We start from the raw sequence: 15,665 nt of genomic DNA on the forward strand, positions 1-15,665 counted from the left end.
GCAGCATTCTATACAACTGATAGTCATTCGCATTTGCAGACTGAAGCTGAGAGGTCTGGAGCGGGCTCTTTCTGCTCGTTTCAATTAATAGATACGATGTATATTATGTTAAGTGGTATTTGCAGTAGAACACCATCCACCTGAGTGACGGGCCACGCCTGCCCCAGCGTGCGACACTCCCTTCAAAACAAGGAGGGAGACATGAATACTTCGCTGATCGTCATCGTCGTGGTTTTTCTGGGGCTGGCGGTGGCCGCACAGGTTCTCAAGAAAGCGGCTGCTTCCGCGAACACCGGGAAACGCAAAACGACCGAGCGCCCACGGCGCAGGCAGTTGCTGACAGAGCGTGAACAAGCCATGCACCATCGGCTGGTCCATGCGCTGCCGGATTTCGTCATCCTTGCGCAAGTGAGCTTCGGCGCCTTGTTGACGGCCCGTGCGCAGGCAGCGCGCAATACCTTCGATCGCAAGACCGCCGACTTTGTGGTCTGCGACAAGGCCTTCCAGGTGCTGGCGGTCATCGAGCTGGACGATGCGAGCCACAAGGACAAAGCCGCCAAGGACAGCGCTCGCGACACATTGCTCACGGATGCCGGCTATCGCGTTTTGCGATATTCCAACGTTCCCGACCTGGACCGTGTGCGGTTGGATTTCGCTCCCAATGAGAACGCTACGCCCATGACAGCACAACCGCCTGTCTTGAAGGACGCTCCCGCCGTCTAGCCCACCGCCGCGCTTTTGCGGCTGGGCCGGCGTTTGGTGACCTCCTCGGCAGGCCAGTCTTTTTGCAATACGGCGCTCGAAGTCGCCCAGCCCCGATGGTGGTGCTCGCGCAGCATTTCACGCAGCACGGCGCCTGAGCGATTGCGCAAGGCCTGCAGCATCGCCCGGTGCTCTTCGACGGCGCTGGCCCAGCGCTGGGGTTCGAGGTTGCCGGCGTAGCGGTAGCGCTGGATGCGCTTGCACTCCACGGCGTAAATGCGCGAGAGCACGGGATTGCCGGCGGCGTCCACGATGTGCTGGTGGATCGCCTGGTTCAGGCGAAAGTACGGCATCAGCTCGCCGGCGGCGAACGCCTCTTCCATCTTTGCATGCAATTGCACGACTTCGGCGATCTGGGCGTCGGTGATGCGCTCGCAGGCGCGCTCCGCCGCCAGGGCTTCCAGGCCCACCAGCACTTCGATGGCGGCGGCGATCTCTTCCATGGACAGCGCGGTCACGATGGCGCCGCGGTTGGGCAGTATGGTCACCAGCCCTTCGGCCGCGAGCACCTTGAAGGCTTCGCGCAAAGGCGTGCGCGACACACCTTCCATCTTTTCACACATCAGGCGTTCGGAGATGCGCTCGCCGGGCTTGAGGTCGGCCGAGACGATGAGCTCGCGCAGGCGGTCGGCGACCAGCAGGGTTCCGCTGCCTCGGGTGGTGGCACTTTTAGGGTTGTCCGTCATCGTGTGGTGATGTTGATTGCATGCAATTTATGAAGTTTAAAGAAATTTTTTGTTTAAACTAGCGATAATTGTTTGGATTGCATGCAAGTTTGCAAGGTTTTTTACACGGCCACGTGCAACACGGGCCTTTTGATCTTCAAGTCGTCATCATGAACTACCTGCGCCACTACGCCCAAGCCCAACGTCCTGTCGAAACCTGTGTCATCGGCAGCGGAGGCTTTGGTCGAAGCTTCCTCGCCCAGTCCCTGCGCATGCCGCTGGTGAATGCCCGCATCGCCATGGACGTGGACACCGATACGGCGCTCAAGGCCTTGCTGTCCGTGGGCATACCGGCCGAACAGATTGCGGTCGTGACCAGCCCTGCCCAAGCGCAAGCCGCCTGGGAGCAAGGCCAGTACCTGGCGATTCGCGACCTGACGCTGGTGCTCGATCTGCCTATCGATCTGGTCATCGAAGCCACGGGCAACCCCGAAGCCGGTGCGCGCCATGCGCGCCTGGCCATCGAGGCCAACTGCCACGTGGCCCTGGCGTCCAAGGAAGTCGACAGCGTGGTCGGCCCCGAATTGTCGCGCCTGGCGCGCGAGCGCGGCCGGGTGGTCACGCCTGTGGATGGCGACCAGCCGGCGCTTTTGATCGGCCTCATCACCTGGGCCCAGACCCTGGGCTTTGAAGTGCTGGCCGCGGGCAAGGCCAGCGAGTATGACTTCGTCTTCGATGCCGCCACCGGCAAGATGAGCAGCAACGGCGTGAGCGTGGAGATCCCCGATTTCGCCGCCCACTGGCAGCTCGCCGGCCGCGCGTCCACGGAAATCGCCGCCGCCCGCTCGCAATCCTGCAGCGCCCTGCCCCAGCGCGCCGTGCCGGATCTGTGCGAACTGCAGGTGGTCGCCAATTCCACGGGATTTCTGGCCGATACGCCCGGCCTGCACGCCCCCATCGCGCGCATTCCCGAAGTGCCGGAGTTTTTCGCCCAGAGCGCCGAAGGCGGCGTGCTGGCCGGCAAGCAGACGCTGGACGTGTTCCATTGCCTGCGCGCGCCCGGCGAAATCAGCTTTGCGGGCGGCGTGTTCGTGATCATCCGCTGCAATGACAAGGAAACCTGGGAGCTGCTGACCGGCAAGGGCCATGTGGTGAGCCTGGACGGCTCGCGCGCCATGGTCTTCATTCCGCGCCACCTGCTGGGACTCGAGGCCGCGACCAGTGTGCTGGATGCCGTGGTGCATGGTGCCTCCAGCGGCGCCGAAGCACCGCGCCCGGTGCTCGATCTGGTGGCGCGCGCCACCGAAGCGCTCAAGGCCGGAACGGTGCTGCAAATGGGCGGCCACCACCACAGCATCAGCGGCCTGGCTTCGGAGCTGGTGCCGGCCGCGGCCCTGGCCCCGGGCGTGCCCGCGCCTTTCTACCTGGTGTCCAACCGCCGCCTCGTGCGGGACGTGGCGCCAGGTGCACTCATCTGTTTCGATGACATCGCCATCGAAGCCGATTCGGAACTCCTGCGCCTGCGCCTGCAGCAGGACCGGGCGTTCTTCGGCCCCAGCGTTTGAGCGCCTGGACCCCCAGGCGCTAGACACTTCATTTCCACAAAAAATCAAAGGAGACAAGCAATGACGTCCATCCAGCCATCCCTTCAGACACTGGCCCTTGCGCTCGCGGGCTGCGCCTTCGCACTGCCGGCAACAGCGGCCGACTGGGCTCCGAACCGGCCCGTGGAGTTTGTGGTGTCCGCCGGCCCCGGCGGCGGCACGGACCAGTTCGCGCGTGTCGTGCAGACCATTGTCCAGAAGTACAAGCTGCTGCCCGTGCCGGTGGTGGTCAGCAACAAGAGCGGCGGCGCGGGCACCGAAGCGTTTGTCTACGCCAAGTCGCAAAAAGGCGATGCCAACAAGGTGGTGTTCTCCACCAACCTGGCCTATCTGATGCCCATGATCACCAAGGTGGGCTACACCATCGACGACGTCACGCCGCTGGCGGTGATGGCCGCCGATGAGTTCGTGCTCTGGACGCACACGGATGCGCCGTACAAGAACGCCGCCGACCTGATCGCCGATGCACGCGCCAAGAATGGGCGTTTCAAGATGGCCGGTGCCCAGTCCAAGGACACGGACCACATTCTCACCCGCAAGATCGAGCAGGCCACGGGCGTGAAGATGACCTATGTGCCGTTCAAGTCCGGCGGCGAAGTGGCGGTGCAGCTTTCGGGCGCGCACGTCGATGCCAACACCAACAACCCTTCGGAGAGCGCCTCCCACTGGCGCGCCGGCAAGGTGCGCCCGCTGTGCGTGTTCTCGGCCAAGCGCCTGGACTCGAAGGAGAAAGTCACGGCCGAGCAAGGCTTTGGCGATCTGCCGACCTGCAAGGACGCCGGCATCCCGGTGGACGCCTTCCACATGCCGCGCACGGTATGGCTGGCCGATGACGTGAAGCCCGAACAGGTCAAGTTCTACGAGAACCTGCTGGACCAGGTGCGCCAGAAGCCCGAATGGAAAGCCTGGCTGGCCCGCGGCACGCAAAGCGACATGTTCCTGGTGGGCGGCAAGCTCAAGGATTATGTGACCGCGGACATCAAGGTCCACCGCGAGCAGTTCGGCCAGGACGGCTGGCTGGTGAAGGACTGATCCCTGCGCATGGGTGCCTGAGCGCCTGATACCGATTCACCGCACCCTGCCAGCGGCGGGGTGCGGTTTCCTGAGGATTTTCGCTATGAGCAAAGTCAATCGCCAGACCATGGAGCTGGTTGTTGCGGTGGTGATCGCAGTGTTCGCGCTGTTCATCATCCTTGGAAGCCTGCAGCTCGACACTGGCTGGAGCAGCACGGGACCGCAGTCGGGCTACTTCCCGCTGCGCCTGGGCATCCTGCTGGGCCTGATTGCCCTGGGCCTGCTGGTGCAAAGCCTGCTGGCGCGCAAGCCGGATATCTTCGCCGATGCCCAGCAGCTCAAGCGCAGCTTCTCGGTGTTCGCGCCGTCCGTGGTGTTTGTGCTGGCCATGCAATGGGTCGGTGCCTACGTTGCCGGCGCGCTGTACCTGATCTATATGGCCCGCGTGCACGGGCCCTTCCCCATCGTGAAATCCGTGGCCATCGGCGTCATCGCCATGGCCGTGTTCTTTGGCGTTTTCGAGCTCTGGTTCCAGGTGCCGCTGCCCAAAGGGCCGATCGAGCAATCGCTGGGCTATATCTGAGAAAGCTGCCGACCCATGTTCGACCAAATCCACAACCTGATGGGCGGTTTCGAGACCGCTTTCAGTCTCTACCACGTGCTGCTGATGTGCGGCGGCGTGCTGCTGGGCATTCTCGTCGGCGTGCTGCCCGGCCTGGGCGCGCCCAACGGCGTGACCTTGCTGCTGCCGCTGACCTTCATGATGCCGCCGGTGTCGGCCATCATCCTGCTGTCCTCCATGTACTGGGGCGCGCTGTTTGGCGGCTCCACCACGTCCATCCTGTTCAACATCCCGGGCGAGCCCTCGTCCGTGGCCACCACCTTTGACGGCTACCCCATGGCGCGCAAGGGCGATGCGTCCAAGGCCCTGGCCACGGCGTTTCTTGCCGCTGGCTTTGGCGCCATGGCCGGCATCATCGTCGTCACGCTGATCGCCAACACGATTGCCGACTTCGCGCTGCGTTTCAGCCCGCCCGAGTACTTCGCCATCTACTTGCTGACGTTCTGCTCCTACGTGGGCATGAGTGGCGGCGCGCCGCTCAAGACCCTGGCCTCGCTGGTGATCGGCCTGGTGCTGGCCACCGTCGGCATGGACACCATTTCGGGCGAGATGCGCCTGACCTACGGCAGCGACAACATGGTCGGCGGCATTTCCTTCCTGGCGGCGGTGATCGGCCTGTTCGGCATCGGTGAACTGCTGGTGACGGTGGAAGACGGCCTCAAGTTCGAAGGCCTCAAGGCCAAGATGAGCTGGCGCGTGGTATGGCAGACCATCAAGGAAATGCCCCAGCACATGGTGGCCCTGGTGCGTTCCACGGTCATCGGCTGCTGGATGGGCATCACGCCGGGCGGCCCGACGGCGGCTTCGTTCATGTCCTATGGCATTGCCAAGCGCTTTTCCAAGCGCGGCGCGAACTTCGGCAAGGGCGAGCCCGAAGGCGTGGTCTCGCCCGAGGCCGCCGACCACTCCGCCGGTGTCTCGGCGCTGCTGCCCATGCTGGCACTGGGCGTGCCCGGTTCGGCCACGGCCGCGGTGATGATGGGCGGCTTGATGATGTGGGGGCTGCAGCCCGGCCCCATGCTCTTCATCGAGCAGCCGGACTTCGTCTGGGGACTGATCGCCTCGATGTACCTGGCCAACATCGTGGCCGTGGTGCTGGTGCTGGCGACGATTCCGTTCTTCGCCTCCATCCTGCGCCTGCCGTTCTCCATCATCGGCCCGGTGATCATCGTGGTGTGCCTCACGGGCGCCTACACCATAGGCGGGAAGATGTTCGACGTCTACCTGGCCCTGGGTTTTGGCGTGATCGGCTACGTGTTCAAGAAGCTCGACTACCCGATTGCCCCGCTGATCCTGGCCATGGTGCTGGGCGACAAGACCGAAGACGCGTTCCGCCAGTCCATGCTGCTGTCCGATGGCGCGCTCAGCGTGTTCTTCGGCAACGGCCTGGTCGGCACCATCACCAGCATGGCCTTGATCCTGCTGGCCTGGGGCTTCGTCGGCAAGCTGTTCAAGCGTCGGCGCTGATCCACGCTGCGCATGCCGGCCATGCGCAGCCTTTTGTCTTTCTCAGATCTCTTTTGTCATGACCCAGAAACTCCTGCTCGGCGCCATTGCCGATGACTTCACTGGTGCCACCGATCTCGCCAACAACCTGGTGCGCGCCGGCATGCGCGTGGTGCAGACCATTGGCGTGCCCAGCCAGCCGCTGGCCGCCGATGTGGATGCGGTGGTGGTCGCTCTCAAGTCGCGCACCGCACCGGTGGCCGAGGCCGTGGCCGAGTCGCTGCAGGCGCTGCACTGGCTGCGGGCCGCGGGCGCGCGCCAGATCTACTTCAAGTACTGCTCGACGTTCGACAGCACGCCCGAGGGCAATATCGGCCCGGTGACGGATGCGCTGATGCAGGCCCTGGGCACGAGTTTCACCGTGGCCACGCCGGCGTTTCCCGACAACCAGCGCACGGTGTTCAAGGGCTATCTGTTCGTGGGCGACGTGCTGCTCAACGAGAGCGGCATGCAAAACCACCCGCTCACGCCCATGGCGGACCCGAATCTGCTGCGCGTGCTGCAGCCGCAGACCGCGCGGCGCGTGGGCCTGATCGACCATCGCACGGTGGGCGCGGGTGCCGAGGCCATCGCCGCCAGAGTGGCGGATCTGCAGGCCGAAGGCGTGGGCATTGCCATCGTCGATGCCGTGAGCAATGAGGATCTGCTGCGCATGGGCCCGGCCTTTGCCGGCCTGCCATTGGTGACCGGCGGCTCGGGTCTGGCGATCGGCCTGCCGCAGAACTTCGGCATCCAGGCCTCGCCCCAGGCCGGTACGCTGCCGCCAGCCCAGGGCCTGCGCGCCGTGGTGTCGGGCAGCTGCTCGCGCATGACCAATGCCCAGGTCGCGCATTTCATTGCCGGCGGCCGCCCTGCCCTGGCCCTGGATCCCGTGCGCATCGCGGCGGGCGAAGACGTGGCGGCACAGGCCCTGGCCTGGGCCGAGCCGCTGCTGGCCGACGGCCCGGTGCTGATCTATTCCACCGCCGATGCCGGCGCCGTCAAGGGCGTGCAGGAGCAGCTGGGCGTGGAGGCCGCGGGCGCCATGGTCGAGCGCACGATCGCGCGCATCGCCTGCGGCCTGGTCGAGCGCGGCGTGCAGCAGCTGGTGGTGGCCGGCGGCGAAACTTCGGGCGCCTGCGTCCAGGCACTGGGTATCGCGCAATTGCAGATCGGCGCGCAGATCGATCCGGGCGTGCCGTGGTGCCATGCCCCGGGCACACCCGGCCTGCACCTGGCGCTCAAGTCGGGCAATTTCGGCAGCGAAGACTTCTTCAGCAAGGCCTTCGGAGTGCTCGCATGAGCGCCGAAGCCCGGGCCCGCGAAGAAATCTGCCGCATAGGCCGCAGCCTGTTCGAGCGCGGCTACGTGCACGCCACGGCCGGCAACATCAGCGTACGCCTGGACGACGGCTTTCTCATCACGCCCACCGACGCCTGCCTGGGCACGCTGGACCCGGCGCAGCTGGCGCGCCTGGATGCCCAACTGGTGCAGACCAGCGGCGCCAAGGCGAGCAAGACGATTGCGCTGCACCAGCGCATCTACCAGGCGGCCCGCGCCGTGGACGCCCGCACGGCCTGCGTGATCCACACCCACTCGACCTACTGCGTGGCCGCGAGCCTGCAGCCTGGCGGCGCGGAATTGCTCGCGCCCATCACGCCCTACTTCGTGATGAAAGTCGGCCATGTGCCGCTGATTCCCTACCATGCGCCCGGCGCGCTGGCCGCGGCGGAGCTGGTCAGTCAGGCCATCACCCGCTACGCCCAGGCCGGCACGCCGGTGCGCGCCGTCATGCTCGAGCGCCTCGGGCCGAACGTCTGGCACGACACGCCGGCAGCCGCCATGGCGGTGCTGGAAGAACTGGAGGAAACGGCCAAGCTCCACTGCCTGCAGCCGGGCGCCGCGCCGCTGAGCGAAGCCCAGATCGACGGACTGCGCAGCACGTTTGGCGCGCGCTGGTAAGGGCGGGGCTCAGATCTTGGGCCAGCTCCAAGGCTTCGACGGCGCAGGCGGTGGCGGGGGCGCTTCGGTGAGCCGGACAGGGCGCACATTGAAAGCAGCAGGCAGTGCAGGCCGCCCCCAGACCTGCTGCAAGGCCACGCCACCGGCGGCCAGTTGATCCGGTGCACTGGCAAGGGGCAGACTGCCTGTTTTCATGGGCTTGGCCATTCAGCGCCGCGCCCAGAACGCCTGCTGCTGCGCGGCAATCTCCGCCTCCAGCGAAGGCACGGGGCCAATGAGCTCGACGGCTTTCTGGCAGTGATCGAACACATAGCGCGAAGACACACTCATGGTCGGATTCTCACCATGGTTGCCCGTGTGCTGCAGCAAGGCCTGCTCGGTCATGCCGAACACCACGCGCCCGATATGGGCCCAGTAGGCTGTGCCGGCGCACATGCAGCAGGGCTCGACCGAGGTGTAGAGCGTGCAGCTCCATAGATAGTCGGCCGGGTAACTGCTGGCCGCGGTGCGCGCCAGCGTGGACTCGGCATGGTTCACGCTGTCGATGTTGCACTGCTCCATGAGCACGGTTTCGTTGTCGGGCGCGACCAGGATGGCACCGAAAGGGTGACGACCCATGCTGACGGCGCGTTCGGCGACTTCCATGGTGCGGCGCAAATGGCGCTCTATCTGCTCTGGCGTGGGGCGCAGGCTGCTGGGGGCAAAGGGGTGGATCATGACAAAAGCCGTAGCAGTTTGCGTGCCAGCCGCCATGCGATTCAACCCTTGTGCAAGCGGCAGAATGCCCATTGAATCAATTATTCAACTATCATTGAAGTATGGAAGAAAATGATGTTGTTCGCAGCCTGATGGCCTTGGCCCAAGCCGTGCGCTTGCGGGTGTTTCGCAGCCTGGTGGTCGCCGGAGCACAGGGCCTGACACCTGGCGCCTTGGCCCAGGCACTGGAAATTCCGGCCACCAGCCTGTCTTTTCACTTGAAGGAATTGGTGCATTCCGGCCTGGTGACGCAGGAGCGCCAGGGCCGCAACCTGATTTACCGCGCGGACTTCAGCCGCATGGGCGGCCTGCTGGCCTATCTGAGCGAAAACTGCTGCCAGGGCCAGCCCTGTGAAGTGGCGCTGAGCGAGCCCTGCTGCGGTCAGGACTGAACACCATGCTGACCGCCTTGTTGATTTTCGTTTTCACCTTGCTTTTGGTGATCTGGCAGCCGCGCGGCCTGGGCATAGGCTGGAGCGCATCGCTGGGCGCCGGGCTGGCACTGCTGCTCGGCGTGGTGCAACTGTCCGATATTGCGGTGGTCTGGGCCATCGTCTGGAATGCGACGGCCACATTCATCGCCATCATCGTCATCAGCCTGCTGCTGGACGAGGCCGGCTTCTTTGAATGGGCCGCGCTGCACGTGGCGCGCTGGGGCGGCGGCCATGGTCCCAAACTGTTCGCCTTGCTGGTACTGCTGGGCGCCGCGGTCTCGGCCCTGTTTGCCAATGACGGTGCAGCGCTGATTCTCACGCCCATCGTGATGGCCATGTTGCTGGCACTGGGCTTCACGCCCGGAGCGACGCTGGCCTTTGTCATGGCCGCGGGCTTCATCGCCGACACGGCCAGCCTGCCCTTGATCGTGTCCAACCTGGTGAACATCGTGTCCGCGGACTACTTTGACATCGGCTTCGCCGAATACGCGGCCGTGATGGTGCCGGTCAACCTGGCAGCCGTGGCGGCCAGCCTGGCGGTGTTGTGGTGGTATTTTCGCAAGGACATCCCCGTGCGCTACGACCTGGCCCAGCTCCAGCTGCCGGCCCAGGCCATCCGCGACCGGGCCACTTTCCGCGCCGGCTGCGTGGTGCTGGTTTTGCTGCTGGTGGGATTTTTCGCGCTCGAGCCCCTGGGCGTTCCAGTGAGTGTGGTGGCCGCCGTGGGCGCCGCCATTTTGCTGGCCGTTGCCGCGCGGGGCCATGTCATCCACACGCGCCGCGTGCTGCGCGGCGCGCCCTGGCACATCGTGGTGTTCTCTCTGGGCATGTACCTGGTGGTGTACGGGCTGCGCAACGCAGGGCTCACCAACCACATCGCCGCGCTGCTCGATGTCTTTGCGCAAGGCGGTGTCTGGGGCGCGGCACTGGGCACGGGCTTTCTGGCCGCCCTGCTGTCCTCTGTCATGAACAACATGCCGACGGTGTTGATCGGTGCGCTGTCCATAGACGCGTCCACCGCCACCGGCGCTGTCCGCCACGCCATGGTCTACGCCAACATCATCGGCTGCGACCTGGGGCCCAAGATCACGCCCATCGGCAGTCTGGCCACCTTGCTGTGGCTGCATGTGCTCGCCAGCAAGGGCACACGCATCGGCTGGGGCTATTACTGCAAGGTCGGCGCGGTGCTGACGGTGCCGGTGCTGGCCCTGACCCTGGCGGCGCTGGCCTTGCGGCTGACGCTGGTTTGACGCCCTACCCCTTGGAGACACTGCCATGAACCCCATCACGATCTATCACAACCCGGACTGCGGCACTTCGCGCAACGTGCTGGCCATGATTCGCAACAGCGGCGAAGAGCCGCAGGTGATCGAGTACCTGAAGAGTCCACCCGACCGCGCCACGCTCCAAGGCCTGATCGCCGCCATGGGCATCAGCGTGCGCGCGCTGCTGCGCGAAAAAGGCACGCCCTATGAAGCCCTGGGCCTGGCCGATCCGAAGTGGAGCGACGAGCAACTGCTCGATTGCATGCTGCAGCACCCTATTCTCATCAACCGCCCGATTGTGGTCACGCCCCTGGGCACGCGGCTGTGCCGGCCGTCGGAAGTGGTGCTAGAGATCCTGCCCCAGCCGCAAAAAGCGGCTTTTTCCAAGGAAGACGGTGAAGCCGTGGTCAATGCACAAGGAGAGCGCATTGCCAAACGCTGAATTGCCCGCACTCGACCGCCAGGCGTTTGACGTGCCGGACCTGCAGCGGCTGCAGCCTGCCACGCACGCGACCCACGCACCGCGCATTCTGCTGCTCTATGGCTCGGTGCGCGAGCGCTCCTACAGCCGGCTGCTGACCGAGGAGGCCGCGCGCCTGCTGCAGGCCATGGGCGCCGAAACCCGGATCTTCGATCCGCGCGGCCTGCCCTTGCCCGACGATGCGCCCGACTCGCATCCGCGCGTGCAGGAATTGCGCCAGCTCGCGCAATGGGCCGAAGGCATGGTCTGGACTTCGCCCGAGCGCCACGGCGCGATGACCGGCATCCTGAAAGCGCAGATCGACTGGATTCCGCTGGCGGACGGTGCCGTGCGCCCCACCCAGGGCAAGACGCTGGCGGTGATGCAGGTTTCGGGCGGCTCGCAGTCGTTCAACGCCGTGAACCAGCTGCGCGTGCTAGGCCGCTGGCTGCGCATGATCACCATTCCCAACCAGTCCTCCGTGGCCAAGGCCTTCCTCGAATTCGACGAAGACGGCCGCATGAAGCCTTCTCCCTATTACGAGCGCGTGGTCGACGTGATGGAAGAGCTGGTCAAGTTCACCTTGCTCACGCGCGACAGCGCGCAGTACCTGGTGGACCGCTACAGCGAGCGGCGCGAAACGGCCGAGGCCTTGTCCCGGCGCGTGAACCAGCGCAGCATCTGAGGATTATTTGCTCTGCCTGGCATAGCCCAGGCAGGCTCCCGCATTCGGCCGGCCCCGGCATTCGCGCAGCAGGCGCTTGTCGCGCTGGGCCGGCGTTTCCGCACTGCCCTGGTTCTTGGCCTTGCCCTTTTCGTTGGGCGCGTGGCAATGGAAGTCTTTTTTCTGCGAATGGTGGCAGCCGCTGGCGTTCACGCCGCCGGGCGTGGCCTGGGCCAGGCTGGCCCATAAAAACAGCAGTGCAAGAACACTGACTCGCATGTGATTATCTCCTGGGCTCTTCTCATCAAGTCCGCCAGATTACACAGCCGTGACCTGGATTGCCAGTAATAGACAGTACAGCCAGCAAGGAAAATAGGTCAGCGAGATCCTGTGATTACTTGTGCGGCAGGTTGCGCTGCGCGTACTCTTGGGTGAATTCAGAAGGAAATATCCAGAAAGTATTCAAACGCAAGCCAGAATTTTTATTCTGAATATGAATTCAGCATTTCTTTTCACTGGTTGGCGGAAGTGATGAAAATTCTCTGAAAAATAAAATAATTCGGGTCTTGAATTAATTTTTTCAGGTACTTCCAGCGAGGCGCAACGGCCTCGTGGCATTCGCGTGAGTCATGGGCTCCAGCAACACAGCCCAGGCTGACCCACCCCGTCCACCCGGCCCGGCAAGCCTTCATGGACAGCGATTGCTGCACCGCAGATAGCGTTTTTTGTCTGCGCGATCGCCCAAGATCTGCCCTGTAGCTAGGCGTCAGGCATAGCACTGTACTGAAATACACGGGTTTACCCTAGTCTCGCTCAGGATTCTGCGAAAAAAACTAGACTAAAGGTAAGTTTCTTGATCTATCTCAATACATTGCTGAATAAAAAACGTACCAGTATTTTAATAAAAATTATGTTTGATTGATTTTCCGTAAAACTTTCTTACCAAGAATCGTTTTACAGGAAAGTTATCGTATTTCCCGCGTGAAAAAATAAGACTCAATGAAATTCAAACTCAATGGAAACATCGTGGATGTCGACCAGGCATCTGGCGATACCCCTTTGCTGTATGTCCTGCGCAATGACATGCAACTCAATGGACCGAAATATGGTTGCGGCCTTGGCCAATGCGGCGCTTGCGCAGTCTTGATCGACGGCAAAGTCGCCCGCTCCTGCTCGGTGCCACTGTCGGTGGTGAATGGCAAGGAAGTGACGACCCTGGAAGGTCTTTCACCTGCGGCCACGCAGCAGGCGCAGGCCAATGTGGGCCATGACCCGCAATTCAAGGATCTGGAAGACATCGCACTGCAAACGACGCAAGCGCCAGCCGCTACGGTCGCGATTTTGCACCCGGTGCAACAGGCATTCATTGACTCCCAGGCTGCGCAATGCGGCTATTGCATCAATGGAATGATCATGGCGCTGGTCGCGTTGTTTGAAAAGCGACCCGATGCCAGCAACGATGAAATCAAGAAGCAATTGGCATATCACCTTTGCCGCTGCGGAACCCACCTCGAAATTCTGGATGCCGCTTACCGCGCTCGCAGCCTGATTGCACAAGGCCATAGCGCCAAAAGTGCAACCGCTGTAATCCATGCCGCCTGTGAACAGCACGGCAACCCCACATGTTCCAAGGAGCAGGCGTGATATTCGGCAAAAAGAACACCTCCGCAGAAAACAGTGCCAACCCGGTGCAGCTGACACGTCGGCAATTGCTCAAGACCGGCGGCATGATCATGGTCAGCGCCGCCACGGCGGGCCCGCTGATGACCTTGGCCAACGGTCCCGTGCTGCAGCCGCCCACGCCAGCACAAGGCCCGTTCCCGATTCCCGCGGGCACGCTGGTCGACAGCTTCATTGCCATCAGCGCCAACGGTGAAGTCATCGGTTTCAACGGCCACGTGGACCTGGGCACGGGCGTGCGCACGGCCATCGGCCAGATGATTGCTGACGAGATCGATACCGATTTCGCCAAGGTCAAGATCATCCTGGGCCATACCCGCCAGACTCCGAACCTGGGTCCGACGATCGCCAGCGATACCATCCAGAACGCGGCTACCCCCATGCGCCAGGCTGCAGCCCAGGTGCGCCAGCTGCTGCTCGCCCTGGCCAGCAAGCGTTGGTCCGTGCCCGTCGCGCAATTGCGCACGGACAACGGCTTTGTGGTGGGCGCAGGCAAACGCCTGTCTTACGCAGAGCTGGCGGCCGGCCAGGATTTGCACGTCGACCTGGACACCCATATTGCCTTGCGCCCCAGCAAGGAGCACAAGTTCATCGGCAAGTCGGTGGCCCGCGTGGACATTCCCAACAAGGTGCTGGGCGCATTGACCTATGTCCACGACGTGCGCCTGCCAGGCATGCTGCACGGCCGTGTGGTGCGCCCCCCTTATACCGGCGCTGACTACACCGCACCTTTGGGCGACAGCCTGATCTCGGTGGATCACGACTCGATCAAGCACCTGCCTGGCATTGTCAAAGTGGTGGTCAAGGGCGACTTCGTCGGTGTGGTGGCCGAGCGCGAAGAGCAGGCCATCGCTGCCATGCATCAGCTCAAGGTCCAATGGAAAGAATGGGCGGGTCTGCCGGATCTGAGCCCCGCTGCCCTGCGCGACGCACTGGTCAACAACGAAAAGACCGAACGCCTGCTGCGTGAAGACCCCAACTACCAGGAGTCGCTGCAGAAGATCAAGACGCCGATCGATCGCGAGTACATCTGGCCTTTCCACATGCATGGTTCCATCGGCCCTTCGTGCGCGGTGGCCAAGCTGGAAGACGGCAAGGTGCATGTCTGGACGGGTTCGCAAAACCCGCACGACCTGCGCAAGGACTTGGGGACCTTGGTCGATCTGCACCCCGACTTCGTCAATGTGCACCGCATGGAAGCATCGGGTTGCTACGGCCGCAACTGTGCCGATGACGTGGCTGCCGACGCCCTGCTGCTGGCCCAGGCCGTCGGCAAACCCGTGCGCGTGCAGCTGATGCGCGAGCAGGAATCTGGCTGGGAGCCCAAGGGAACCGCCCAGTTGATCCAGGTGCGCGGTGGCGTCGATGCGGAAGGAAACGTCGTTTCCTATGAACTGCAGACCAGCTACCCGTCGAATCTTTCGCCCACGCTGGCCCTGGTGCTGACCGGCAAGGTCGAGAACAAGAAGCGCGTGCTGCAGATGGGGGATCGCACCTCCGTGCCGCTGTACGACTATCCCGCGGTGCGCGTGGTGTCGCAGGACGCAGCCCCCCTGGTGCGTGCCTCCTGGCTGCGTGGCGTGTCGGCCTTGCCCAACGTGTTCGCGCACGAAAGCTGGATCGACGAGTGCGCCTACCTGGCCAAGGAAGATCCGATTGCCTATCGCTTGCGCTACATGAAGGATCCCCGCGCCATCGGCGTGATCAAGGCCGCGCACCGTCTGGGTCGCTGGCAGGATGGTCCGGCTCGCCGCAACATCGCGCCAGCCGATCAGAAGATCGTCACCGGCCGTGGTTTTGCCTATGCCCGCTACATCCACAGCAAGTTCCCCGGCTTTGGTGCCGCATGGGCCGCATGGGTGTGCGACGTTTCCGTGAACCTGGAAACAGGCGTGGTCAAGGTGGACAAGGTGTATGTCTCCCACGACTGCGGCGCCATGGTCAACCCCGCTGGCGTTCGCCACCAGGTGCACGGCAACATCGTTCAATCCACGAGCCGCGTGCTCAAGGAATTCGTCACCTTCGACAAGAGCGGCACCACGTCGCTGGACTGGGGCGGCTACCCGCTGCTGCGCTTTGACGAGTTGCCCGAAGTGGAGATCGAATTGCTGGAGATGCCGCACGAAGACCCCATGGGTGCCGGTGAATCCGCCTCCGTGCCGAGTGCGGCCGCTGTGGCCAACGCCATTTTTGATGCCACAGGCGTGCGCCTGCTGGAAGTGCCCTTCACGCCCAGCCGCGTGCTGGCGGCGCTGCGCAAAGCCAAAGCAAGCAAATAAGCCCAAGAGAACT

At 63.5% G+C, this 15,665-nt stretch carries 16 protein-coding genes; 13 read left to right on the plus strand and 3 right to left on the minus strand.

Annotated features, from left to right (window positions below):
• The first annotated feature begins 201 nt into the window (after positions 1 to 201).
• Positions 202 to 723 (plus strand): DUF2726 domain-containing protein, encoded by a 522-nt coding sequence (locus N0K08_RS14555; RefSeq protein WP_261501113.1) that lies wholly within the window; start codon positions 202 to 204, stop codon positions 721 to 723.
• On the opposite strand, the gene N0K08_RS14560 is transcribed toward N0K08_RS14555, so the two are convergent.
• Positions 720 to 1,448: a GntR family transcriptional regulator gene (locus N0K08_RS14560; protein WP_261501114.1), complete on the minus strand. Its 729-nt coding sequence runs from the start codon at positions 1,446 to 1,448 to the stop codon at positions 720 to 722. The two genes, N0K08_RS14555 and N0K08_RS14560, sit on opposite strands and share 4 nt — an antisense overlap.
• 149 nt (positions 1,449 to 1,597) lie before the next feature.
• Here N0K08_RS14560 and N0K08_RS14565 point away from each other — a divergent pair, with 149 nt between their 5' ends.
• The 6 genes from N0K08_RS14565 (at position 1,598) to N0K08_RS14590 (ending at position 8,114) form a co-directional block, all read left to right on the plus strand.
• Positions 1,598 to 2,992: an NAD(P)H-dependent oxidoreductase gene (locus N0K08_RS14565; protein WP_261501115.1), complete on the plus strand. Its 1,395-nt coding sequence runs from the start codon at positions 1,598 to 1,600 to the stop codon at positions 2,990 to 2,992.
• Positions 2,993 to 3,052: 60 nt separating this feature from the next.
• Positions 3,053 to 4,063: a Bug family tripartite tricarboxylate transporter substrate binding protein gene (locus N0K08_RS14570; protein ID WP_261501116.1), complete on the plus strand. Its 1,011-nt coding sequence runs from the start codon at positions 3,053 to 3,055 to the stop codon at positions 4,061 to 4,063.
• 85 nt (positions 4,064 to 4,148) lie between these two features.
• Positions 4,149 to 4,628: a tripartite tricarboxylate transporter TctB family protein gene (locus N0K08_RS14575; RefSeq protein WP_261501117.1), complete on the plus strand. Its 480-nt coding sequence runs from the start codon at positions 4,149 to 4,151 to the stop codon at positions 4,626 to 4,628.
• A 15-nt stretch (positions 4,629 to 4,643) separates the two neighbouring features.
• Positions 4,644 to 6,134 carry a tripartite tricarboxylate transporter permease gene (locus tag N0K08_RS14580; protein WP_261501118.1) on the plus strand — a complete coding sequence of 497 codons (1,491 nt, stop codon included), beginning with the start codon at positions 4,644 to 4,646 and terminating at the stop codon, positions 6,132 to 6,134.
• A 58-nt stretch (positions 6,135 to 6,192) separates the two neighbouring features.
• Positions 6,193 to 7,455, plus strand: a complete 1,263-nt coding sequence (gene otnK / locus N0K08_RS14585; RefSeq protein WP_261501119.1) for a 3-oxo-tetronate kinase — start codon at positions 6,193 to 6,195, stop codon at positions 7,453 to 7,455.
• The gene (locus N0K08_RS14590) at positions 7,452 to 8,114 is read left to right on the plus strand and encodes a class II aldolase/adducin family protein (RefSeq protein WP_261501120.1); all 663 of its coding nucleotides are present in this window, start codon (positions 7,452 to 7,454) and stop codon (positions 8,112 to 8,114) included. Before otnK ends, N0K08_RS14590 begins: the two co-directional genes overlap by 4 nt.
• A 207-nt stretch (positions 8,115 to 8,321) precedes the next feature.
• On the opposite strand, the gene N0K08_RS14595 is transcribed toward N0K08_RS14590, so the two are convergent.
• Positions 8,322 to 8,831, minus strand: coding sequence for a nucleoside deaminase (locus N0K08_RS14595; protein ID WP_261501121.1), 510 nt, complete (start codon positions 8,829 to 8,831; stop codon positions 8,322 to 8,324).
• Between the two features lie 101 nt (positions 8,832 to 8,932).
• On the opposite strand from N0K08_RS14595, the gene N0K08_RS14600 reads away from it, so the two are divergent.
• From N0K08_RS14600 to arsH, 4 genes are read left to right on the plus strand one after another with little or no spacing between them, the layout of a single operon-like run.
• The gene (locus N0K08_RS14600) at positions 8,933 to 9,262 is read left to right on the plus strand and encodes an ArsR/SmtB family transcription factor (protein WP_261501122.1); all 330 of its coding nucleotides are present in this window, start codon (positions 8,933 to 8,935) and stop codon (positions 9,260 to 9,262) included.
• Between the two features lie 5 nt (positions 9,263 to 9,267).
• Complete coding sequence (locus N0K08_RS14605) at positions 9,268 to 10,554, plus strand: arsenic transporter (RefSeq protein ID WP_261501123.1); 1,287 nt, start codon at positions 9,268 to 9,270, stop codon at positions 10,552 to 10,554.
• A gap of 25 nt (positions 10,555 to 10,579) precedes the next feature.
• On the plus strand, positions 10,580 to 11,011 hold the full coding sequence (gene arsC, locus N0K08_RS14610; RefSeq protein ID WP_261501124.1) for an arsenate reductase (glutaredoxin): 432 nt from the start codon (positions 10,580 to 10,582) through the stop codon (positions 11,009 to 11,011).
• Complete coding sequence (arsH, locus tag N0K08_RS14615; protein ID WP_261501532.1) at positions 10,980 to 11,714, plus strand: arsenical resistance protein ArsH; 735 nt, start codon at positions 10,980 to 10,982, stop codon at positions 11,712 to 11,714. Before arsC ends, arsH begins: the two co-directional genes overlap by 32 nt.
• 3 nt (positions 11,715 to 11,717) lie before the next feature.
• Here arsH and N0K08_RS14620 read toward each other — a convergent pair whose 3' ends face one another.
• Positions 11,718 to 11,972, minus strand: a complete 255-nt coding sequence (locus N0K08_RS14620) for a hypothetical protein (protein WP_261501125.1) — start codon at positions 11,970 to 11,972, stop codon at positions 11,718 to 11,720.
• Between the two features lie 720 nt (positions 11,973 to 12,692).
• Here N0K08_RS14620 and N0K08_RS14625 point away from each other — a divergent pair.
• Positions 12,693 to 13,337 (plus strand): (2Fe-2S)-binding protein, encoded by a 645-nt coding sequence (locus N0K08_RS14625; protein ID WP_261501126.1) that lies wholly within the window; start codon positions 12,693 to 12,695, stop codon positions 13,335 to 13,337.
• Entirely contained in the window at positions 13,316 to 15,652 is a 2,337-nt protein-coding gene (locus N0K08_RS14630) for a xanthine dehydrogenase family protein molybdopterin-binding subunit (protein ID WP_408642957.1), read from the plus strand. Before N0K08_RS14625 ends, N0K08_RS14630 begins: the two co-directional genes overlap by 22 nt.
• Positions 15,653 to 15,665 lie beyond the last annotated feature (13 nt).

This window comes from Acidovorax bellezanensis, assembly GCF_025421555.1.
Classification (GTDB): Bacteria; Pseudomonadota; Gammaproteobacteria; order Burkholderiales; family Burkholderiaceae_C; genus Comamonas; species Comamonas bellezanensis.

Excerpts from the sequence above, each read along its gene's own strand:
- N0K08_RS14555 (WP_261501113.1), top strand. The coding sequence starts at position 202 with ATGAATACTTCGCTGATCGTCATCGTCGTGGTTTTTCTGGGGCTGGCG.
- N0K08_RS14560 (WP_261501114.1), bottom strand. The coding sequence starts at position 1,448 with ATGACGGACAACCCTAAAAGTGCCACCACCCGAGGCAGCGGAACCCTG.
- N0K08_RS14565 (WP_261501115.1), top strand. The coding sequence starts at position 1,598 with ATGAACTACCTGCGCCACTACGCCCAAGCCCAACGTCCTGTCGAAACC.
- N0K08_RS14570 (WP_261501116.1), top strand. The coding sequence starts at position 3,053 with ATGACGTCCATCCAGCCATCCCTTCAGACACTGGCCCTTGCGCTCGCG.
- N0K08_RS14575 (WP_261501117.1), top strand. The coding sequence starts at position 4,149 with ATGAGCAAAGTCAATCGCCAGACCATGGAGCTGGTTGTTGCGGTGGTG.
- N0K08_RS14580 (WP_261501118.1), top strand. The coding sequence starts at position 4,644 with ATGTTCGACCAAATCCACAACCTGATGGGCGGTTTCGAGACCGCTTTC.
- otnK (WP_261501119.1), top strand. The coding sequence starts at position 6,193 with ATGACCCAGAAACTCCTGCTCGGCGCCATTGCCGATGACTTCACTGGT.
- N0K08_RS14590 (WP_261501120.1), top strand. The coding sequence starts at position 7,452 with ATGAGCGCCGAAGCCCGGGCCCGCGAAGAAATCTGCCGCATAGGCCGC.
- N0K08_RS14595 (WP_261501121.1), bottom strand. The coding sequence starts at position 8,831 with ATGATCCACCCCTTTGCCCCCAGCAGCCTGCGCCCCACGCCAGAGCAG.
- N0K08_RS14600 (WP_261501122.1), top strand. The coding sequence starts at position 8,933 with ATGGAAGAAAATGATGTTGTTCGCAGCCTGATGGCCTTGGCCCAAGCC.
- N0K08_RS14605 (WP_261501123.1), top strand. The coding sequence starts at position 9,268 with ATGCTGACCGCCTTGTTGATTTTCGTTTTCACCTTGCTTTTGGTGATC.
- arsC (WP_261501124.1), top strand. The coding sequence starts at position 10,580 with ATGAACCCCATCACGATCTATCACAACCCGGACTGCGGCACTTCGCGC.
- arsH (WP_261501532.1), top strand. The coding sequence starts at position 10,980 with ATGCACAAGGAGAGCGCATTGCCAAACGCTGAATTGCCCGCACTCGAC.
- N0K08_RS14620 (WP_261501125.1), bottom strand. The coding sequence starts at position 11,972 with ATGCGAGTCAGTGTTCTTGCACTGCTGTTTTTATGGGCCAGCCTGGCC.
- N0K08_RS14625 (WP_261501126.1), top strand. The coding sequence starts at position 12,693 with ATGAAATTCAAACTCAATGGAAACATCGTGGATGTCGACCAGGCATCT.
- N0K08_RS14630 (WP_408642957.1), top strand. The coding sequence starts at position 13,316 with ATGTTCCAAGGAGCAGGCGTGATATTCGGCAAAAAGAACACCTCCGCA.